General features: G+C 41.5%; 5 protein-coding genes and 1 pseudogene. 3 read left to right on the top strand and 3 right to left on the bottom strand.

What is annotated here, in order from left to right; genetic code table 11:
- Nucleotides 1–449: 449 nt before the first annotated feature.
- Entirely contained in the window at nt 450–881 is a 432-nt protein-coding gene (locus IQ229_RS05520; RefSeq protein WP_194041994.1) for an EamA family transporter, read from the bottom strand.
- 403 nt (nt 882–1,284) lie between these two features.
- Here IQ229_RS05520 and IQ229_RS05515 point away from each other — a divergent pair, with 403 nt between their 5' ends.
- The gene (locus IQ229_RS05515) at nt 1,285–3,024 is read left to right on the top strand and encodes a serine/threonine protein kinase (protein WP_194041992.1); all 1,740 of its coding nucleotides are present in this window, start codon (nt 1,285–1,287) and stop codon (nt 3,022–3,024) included.
- 22 nt (nt 3,025–3,046) lie between these two features.
- Here the strand turns inward: IQ229_RS05515 and IQ229_RS05510 are convergent, their stop codons facing one another.
- Nucleotides 3,047–4,645: a peptide ligase PGM1-related protein gene (locus IQ229_RS05510; protein WP_194041990.1), complete on the bottom strand. Its 1,599-nt coding sequence runs from the start codon at nt 4,643–4,645 to the stop codon at nt 3,047–3,049.
- 569 nt (nt 4,646–5,214) lie between these two features.
- Here IQ229_RS05510 and IQ229_RS05505 point away from each other — a divergent pair.
- Nucleotides 5,215–6,096, top strand: coding sequence for an SDR family oxidoreductase (locus IQ229_RS05505; protein ID WP_194041988.1), 882 nt, complete (start codon nt 5,215–5,217; stop codon nt 6,094–6,096).
- 206 nt (nt 6,097–6,302) lie between these two features.
- Entirely contained in the window at nt 6,303–6,560 is a 258-nt protein-coding gene (locus IQ229_RS05500; protein WP_094352695.1) for a hypothetical protein, read from the top strand.
- Between the two features lie 88 nt (nt 6,561–6,648).
- Here IQ229_RS05500 and mgtE read toward each other — a convergent pair.
- Nucleotides 6,649–7,665: pseudogene (mgtE, locus tag IQ229_RS05495) on the bottom strand (magnesium transporter); the annotation flags it as partial.
- Nucleotides 7,666–7,775: the final 110 nt, after the last annotated feature.

Raw genomic sequence — 7,775 nt, 5'->3', positions numbered from 1 at the left:
CTGCTAGTCAGAAAATTCTGTGTTTTTAAGTATCATAAGCTACATTGTGTCTAGCGATTGCTCTTCTCTCAAAAACTTTTTGGTTTACTGGTAACTGCTCTAGATGCTTTACGAAGGTTAAAGCAGGCGCAGGTATCCTCAATAGTAATCAACTGAGTCAAATTTAACTCACTAGCTTGCTTTTCCATAAATGAATTTTTTTCATTATAATTAAGTGTATATACAATTAATTCTTGCTTGTCAAGTTAATATTTACGATTAGCTCGACTTTATCCATTTGCTTCGCAACGCGATCGCTTCAGATGAAACCTTTATGGGACAGTAGTTTTACTTTTTTCACTTCATCGATAATCTGTGATGTGAAAAAAGTATTTGCCAAAAATCTAGGTTTTGCCGGATAAAGAAAACCAAGTTATTAATTTTTGATTGAGTCGAGCTTAATTAAGATTTTAAATGATTAAAACTAAAGTGCCGATGACTACTAACCCAGTTCCTAAAAGGATCTTCCAGCTTAATGTTTCTCCCAAAAAAATGACTGAAAATAATAAAACTAGTACCAAGCTTGATTTATCAATTGGTGCAACAAGGGAAGCTTTTCCTACTTGTAAGGCTTGGAAGTAAAAAATCCATGATAACCCTGTAGATAGTCCAGATAATAATAAGAAAATCAGGGTTTTTTGGGATATAGCTGAGATATTAACTACGTTTCCCTGAAAAAATACAATCCCCCAAGCAACTACTAAGATCACAACAGTTCGGATTGCTGTTGCTAAATTAGCATTCACATTTTCTATCCCAATTTTGGCAAAGATAGTTGTCAATGCTGCAAAGCCAGCTGACAATAATGCATATATCCACCATGTTGCGGTGTTGCTTTCCATCTTAGCCTCCTGATTAGCTAGTCAAACTTAGCAGTGTAATTTAAGAAGAGTGTTAAATTCAATTACTTGTCAGTAAAGTTTGACTTGCTAGGTTCGTAGTTTGCGATCTACGGTTTCACTCTTTTAGTCACTCAGTACTACTGAAGCAGACGATTATCGTCGGACTTGCGCTAACTTAATATCAGGAACAAATTTAAACTGCTATAAGTCTTAGTTTTAAAAATTTATCAAATCTATCACATTATTTTAAGTTACTAATATGTTAAGCTGAGTATAATTAGATAACTGCTAGTAGTATATATTACTAATATTCATCTAAGTTATGAAGCAATCATATTTGTAATACTAGTATTATCTCTAAATAAAGTTAACACTTAAAGTAACTTAGGATGGGTTGCCCCAGATGAAATCCCCACCTTCTTCAAATTCTTGGAATGGTCGCTTTGTCGGTGATAACCAGCGATACCGTTTAGACAGACGGTTGGGCGGGGGTGGCATGGGAGAAGTTTTCCTGGCAACGGACACCCGTGTTGGTCAGCAGGTAGCCTTGAAGTTGCTCAAAGATACGCTAGTGGCATCACTCGAAATGAGAAAGCGTTTTGAGCGGGAGGTGGCAGTTTGTGCTGCTTTGCAAAGCGACCACATTGTTAAGATTAGTGATTGTGGTGTAACCCCGGAAGGTTTTCCATTTTACGTTATGGAATATTTGCGGGGGCAAACTCTCAGGCAATTACTGCTGCGCGAAAAGCGGCTGTCTGTTGAGCGGACGGTGAAGATTATGACGCAAGTTTGTAAGGGTTTACAGCTTGCCCATCAAGGAGTGACTCTCCAACGAGATGGTGGAAAAACCAGTGAACATATTCAGGTAGTTCATCGCGACCTGAAGCCAGATAATATATTTTTGATCCCGACAGATTTGGGAGAGTGGGTAAAAGTTTTGGATTTTGGTGTTGCCAAAATTCGGAGTGAATCTTCAGAAAATTCCAATATCACAAATATAACTAGTACATTTATCGGTACATTTCGTTACGCACCTCCTGAACAAATCCAAAGCGATCAAAACCTGGATGCCAGAGGTGATATTTACAGCTTAGGGATTATCCTTTATGAAATGCTAAGTGCAGCCGACCCCTTTGGAATCAGCATTAAGGGTAGTCATGTGAGTGAGGCTTCTTGGGTATTAGCTCATGCTTATGAGCCACCAAAACCATTGCGCGAGCAACCAGGGTGTGAGCATTTACCCGTACAATTAGAAGCCGTGGTGATGAAATGCCTCCACAAGAACCCAGCCAACCGATTTGCAACGGTAGAAGAACTAAATCAGGCTTTGCAAGCTGCTGCCAAATTTGCCACAGAATCTAGTTTACCCGGACAAATTACTGGGCGATCGCAACCTTCTTCCAATCAAGGTTCAAATCGCGAAACTGTTCCCAGGCAATCGAACGACGATACCGTTATTCGCCCTCCATCTGGTTTCAATCAAGGTTCAAATCACGAAACTGTTCCCAGACAATCAAACGACGATACTGTTATTCGCCCTCCATCTGGTTTCAATCAAGGTTCAAATCACGAAACCGTTCCGAGACCATTTAACCCAGTTGAACAAAATCCCCAAAGTCCTGGGAATAATCCGAACACCAGCAAACCTGAGGTGACGTTGTATCAACCACGACCAGGATCTAATCAAAGTGGGCAACAAGTACCACCAGATAAGACGTTGTTTCAACCGCGACCAGGAGCAAATCAAGGCGGTCAACAAGTGCCACCAGACAAGACGTTGTATCAACCGCGACCAGGAACTAATCAAGGTGGGCAACAAGTGTCACCAGATAAGACGTTGTTTCAGCCGCGACCAGTATCTAATCAAGGTGGGCAACAAGTGCAACCAGATGTGACGTTGTATCAGCCACGATCTGCGTCTAATCAACGCAGACCACAAGCGCGAACGGATGACACTATTTACCAACCAAGGCTAAGTGAGCAGCTAACTAGGAGTATTACTCCCAATTTTTTGCGAATCGTAGGGGTGGTGTTGGCTATTGGGCTGACTTTAGCAGTAGTAACCTATATATATACCCAATTGCAATCTGGTAAACAGCCAAGCAACCAGCAAAATTTACCTAATAGCGATCAGCGCATTTAGAACTAATCAGCATTGCTGTGTCCTATAATTCATCCCAAACTACAGGAAAGGAATAATCTGAAAATGCCGATAAGTCACGATTTTCGCTGCGGGTTTCTTCATCGAGAACTTTGACAACTTTGTTATAAATATCTTGTGCTTGTTGTGGGGAATCACCAATGCTGGTTAGTCCCACCTTGCCAAACTGCGAAAGGCAACCCATAAGATGAAACACTGTACCCGTTTCTGTACAGCTGTCGAAGTGCAGTCTATGGTGAGCGATGATATCCATCAAATCATTAGGTAATAATCCCTGATAGCGCTCTTTTTGCAGATTATCAGTGGCAATGTAATATTTTGGACGACCTTGTTGACTATAAAATAAACCTGTGGAAAGGTCATAGCGACCGTTTGTTAATAATTTCAGGGTCATGAATGGATGCGTTGTACCGCCTTTACGCAGGTTAATTTCGATCGCCTGAATATCCCACTCTCCGTTACCCTTGTCAACGGCGATAAAATCTACACCAAACCGTTCTAAAGTACCTTTTTCTGCTAGTTTTCTGCCAACTTGAAGTCCCAATTGCTGTAATTGCAATCGATATCTTTCATCAGCAGGAAACCTGCAACCAAGATAAATCTGACCGTCTGGGCCTCCAAGAATCTGGTCGTGAGTTGACAAGATTTCCACTTCGCCTTGGGGTGTGATCCGTCCTTGAACGCTGGGCGATCGCTTAATTTCCCCTTCCACGAATGCTTCGCTAATTGCCCCTAACTCAGGCATTTTTACCAAAAAACTATCCCAAGTTTCTTGTTTTGCTTGAAAGCGCATCGTTGAAAGGCGATCGCTAATTGCAGCTACCCTTTCGGCATGAGTACCAGTGTTTGGTGCTAAATTCTCAATCGGTCTGAGATCCAACAATGCATTCCCTTCTCCAGAAATGCCCTCGTTGAGTTTTACTACTACCTGTTTTAATGTTGGTTGGCGTTCCCACAAATCAACGGTAGCTTCTGCCAAATCTGTATGGTTCCAAATTTTTTCGCTGCCATCTGGATGCGGTACTCCGCTTTCTTTGAAGATTTGCCGACTGCCACTTTTTGTTCCCCAAATCTGTAAATCTGGTGCAGCAGCATACAGTGGTACACCCAATTTTAAAGACAATTCGCCTTCCCAGTGCGAAGAGTTGTAGCAGATCATAAATGATTTGTCTAGCCTCAAAGATTTCTGAATCCGCTCTAGCAACCGGGGGCGTTCTAAAATCTTTTGGCTCAGAGGCTTAAAAGAGGAATCGTAAGTAGAAAGTAACAGCAAGCGATTGCGAGCATGAGAAAAAGGAATTCCTGGCAACAGTTGCAGATAATAATCAATGATACTAGGATGCAGCGGTACTGATGTTACATAAATCAGCCGAGTCCGGGGATTCCGCAACCGAATTAAGGAAAATAGTAATCTTTCTTCATAATGCTCGCAGCCTTCGATCTTTTGGAGTTCCCCTTGGTCAAGACTCAAGGAGGGAATAATTAAAATATCCGCTTCGCTATTGTCAAATAGTTCGCTCGTTTTCCAGCGATCGCGCAGGGTTAATTGTAAGTGGCGAAACTTTTCAACCTGTTCTAACTCGGAAATATTTAATGTTGCCATAACCCATGCCCTCTAATAATCTCAATGTAGCGCACCACGCACCCTTTTGGAAAATGTATAGTCGCCGTGTCAAGATTCAGGTAGTTTTGTAAAAAATTTCCGGAAGTCCGCAAGGATCAATCAAACTATAGTCACCCACAAATCGCCGACTTCTTTAATTTATTTTCCGTCTTAAGGTTGAGCTAATTGCAGCTTACTTTACCTCTTGGGGGCGATAGAGTACAGCAATATAATAGTTAACTTGAAAGTAGGTGAAAAAGAGAAATTTTTCATCACATTGGAGTTGTGTACTTACTTTCATGTTCAAGTATGAGGATAAATAATCTAATTTGCCCACAGTTGCTAGGAATAAGTAAGTTTAGCAAACATCCAGGATAGAAATGCCTAAAATTGCAAATGGCTAGTGAGAGTCAAAGCAAAAAATAAACCTTGGGTTGAATTTTCGATCCAAGGTTTAGTTATGAAATAGGGAATAAGAGAAATGAGAAAGATGGAGTATAACTAATTCTCAATTCTCAATTCCTCATTCCCAATGCCCAATTCAATATTCAATTACCAAGGTAAAACAGATGGCCAAATCAAAAGAACCAAAAGAGAAAAAAGAGCAAAAATTGCAACCGCCACAACAACAAGAAGCACCAGGTGTTGAATCAGAAATGACACCAAAACCCAAAGCAGATGATGCTCAGTATCGGGGTAGTGGCAAGTTACAAGATAAAGTAGCATTGATTACGGGTGCAGATAGTGGGATTGGTCGTGCTGTTGCGATCGCATTTGCAAAAGAAGGTGCAGATGTGGCTATCCTTTACCTTAATGAACACGATGATGCCAAAGAAACCAAACATTTGGTAGAAAAACAAGGGCGTCGTGCAGTAACAATTGCAGGTGATATTGGCAATGAAACCTTTTGTCAGCAAGCCATACAACAAACAGTTGGTGAGTTTGGCAAACTCGATATTCTCGTCAACAACGCCGCCGAACAACATCCAAAAGAAAGTATTGAAGAAATCACCGAAGAACAACTAGAGCGAACTTTCCGCACTAATATCTTCTCAATGTTTTTCATGACTAAGGCTGCACTCAAGCATCTACAAGCAGGCAGTGCTATCATTAATACCACATCGGTAACAGCTTATAAAGGTAGCCCACAACTACTAGATTACTCCTCCACAAAAGGTGCGATCGTTGCTTTTACTCGCTCCTTATCAAAAAATTTGGTATCCAAAGGAATTCGGGTTAACGCTGTCGCGCCAGGGCCAATTTGGACACCTTTAATTCCCTCAACTTTTCCCGAAGAGAAAGTTGAAACTTTTGGGAAACAAGTACCAATGCAACGAGCCGGACAACCAGAAGAAGTTGCTCCTAGCTACGTATATTTAGCTTCTGATGATGCTTCTTATGTCTCTGGACAAGTGTTACACGTCAATGGTGGAGATGTTGTGAATGGATAAGTGAGAAATCAGTCATTAGTCATTAGTCATTGGTCATTGGTCATTGGTCATTGGTTATTCACTTTCAATAAAGGACTAATGACTAATGATAAAAAAATAATTACTTCTAATTATACCCTGATGGTCTTCCATTGGAGGGATGAGTAAATGTGGGAATATTGATAGTCTATCTAACAGCAAACATTTAATAAATAATAACTACTTCTATGGCATCTCCTACACCATTGAATGGCAGAGAACTAGTAGATTGTGCTAGAGCAAATGCCCAGCAAGGAATTGAAACTGCTGCTTATCAATGTGGCTATGGTCAAGACCTCAACAAATTTGCCAGAGAACTTAGACAAGCTTGTGAAGACATGAATTTACAAGTGAAGGAACTTAGCGGATTGATTACTGACCAGGACATGATACTGCAATTGGGTACTGGCGAAATTGTTGCTCCAGATACGGAATCAGAATTGTAAAAGTTAAGTTAGTCATTTGTCCTTTGTCCTTTGTCATTTGTAGTGTGTTATTCACTAATGACTAATGACTAATGACCAATGACTTTTTTCATAACTTTAAAATTACCCGCGCCAAATTGAAGTAAATCAAAACACCTACAACATCAACTGCTGTGGTGATGAATGGTGCTGACATTAATGCCGGATCTAAACGAAGATAGCGGAATAGAAACGGCAGTGCTGAACCGGAGATCGAAGCCAAAATAGAAATAGCTACCAAACTAGTGCCTACAGCGATCGCTACTTCTAATCGTCCTTGCAGAAAATAAGCCCAGACAGTAGCGATCGTACCTAACATTCCTCCCAATAATGCCCCAGCGATCGCTTCCCGGCTGATTACCTGCAATGCACCAAGCGATCGGATTTCATCGGTATTCATCCCGCGAATCACCACTGTGGAAGATTGAGCGCCTACATTACCCCCAGTACCAGTCAACAAGGGGATAAAGGCTGTTAGTGCCACCACTTTGGCTAAAAGATCCTCTTGCGACTTAATAATCGTGCCTGTGACGGTATTGGTTATAAGTAAGACCAATAACCAAACAACCCGCTTCCGAGCAATTTCCAGCAAATTCATTTGAAAATAGTTGTCGCCCCCCGACTGCACACCACCACCCAAGGCATAGATATCTTCGGTGGTTTCCTGTTGCAAAATATCAATCACATCATCGACGGTGACAATACCTACTAAACGCTGTTCTCGATCTACCACAGGTACAGCCAGAAAGTCATATCTTTGGATTAATCTCGCGACTTCTTCTTGGTCTGTATCAGTGTGGACGAATATCACATCACGCGTCATAATTTCGCCAATAATTTGCTCAGGCTGAGACGTTACTAATTCCCGCAACGATACAATCCCTGTTAAGCGCCTTGCCGCATCCATGACATAAAGATAATAAATCATCTCACTGGCATTAGCTAAGTTGCGAATTCGCTCTAGAGCTTGAGATACTGTCAAGTTTTCTTTCAGCGAGATTAACTCTAGCGTCATGATTCGCCCAGCTGTATCAGCTTCATAACCCAATAGTTGGGCTGTAGCTTGACGTTCTGCTGGACTCAGCTGCAAATGCTCCTAGAAGCAGGAGACTTGCAGGGAGCAAAATCTATTCTCGTACCCGTGCAGCCTGCGGATATCGCCGAGGCGATTGAGGGTTTGCCAGAAGCGATGCACGC

Source organism: Nostoc cf. edaphicum LEGE 07299, assembly GCF_015207245.1.
Taxonomy (GTDB): Bacteria; Cyanobacteriota; Cyanobacteriia; order Cyanobacteriales; family Nostocaceae; genus Nostoc; species Nostoc edaphicum_B.
This window is presented reverse-complemented; position numbering and strand designations above follow the sequence as displayed.

Bases quoted from the DNA above. Each gene is read 5' to 3' on its own strand.
- IQ229_RS05520 (WP_194041994.1), bottom strand. From the start codon at position 881: ATGGAAAGCAACACCGCAACATGGTGGATATATGCATTATTGTCAGCT.
- IQ229_RS05515 (WP_194041992.1), top strand. From the start codon at position 1,285: ATGAAATCCCCACCTTCTTCAAATTCTTGGAATGGTCGCTTTGTCGGT.
- IQ229_RS05510 (WP_194041990.1), bottom strand. From the start codon at position 4,645: ATGGCAACATTAAATATTTCCGAGTTAGAACAGGTTGAAAAGTTTCGC.
- IQ229_RS05505 (WP_194041988.1), top strand. From the start codon at position 5,215: ATGGCCAAATCAAAAGAACCAAAAGAGAAAAAAGAGCAAAAATTGCAA.
- IQ229_RS05500 (WP_094352695.1), top strand. From the start codon at position 6,303: ATGGCATCTCCTACACCATTGAATGGCAGAGAACTAGTAGATTGTGCT.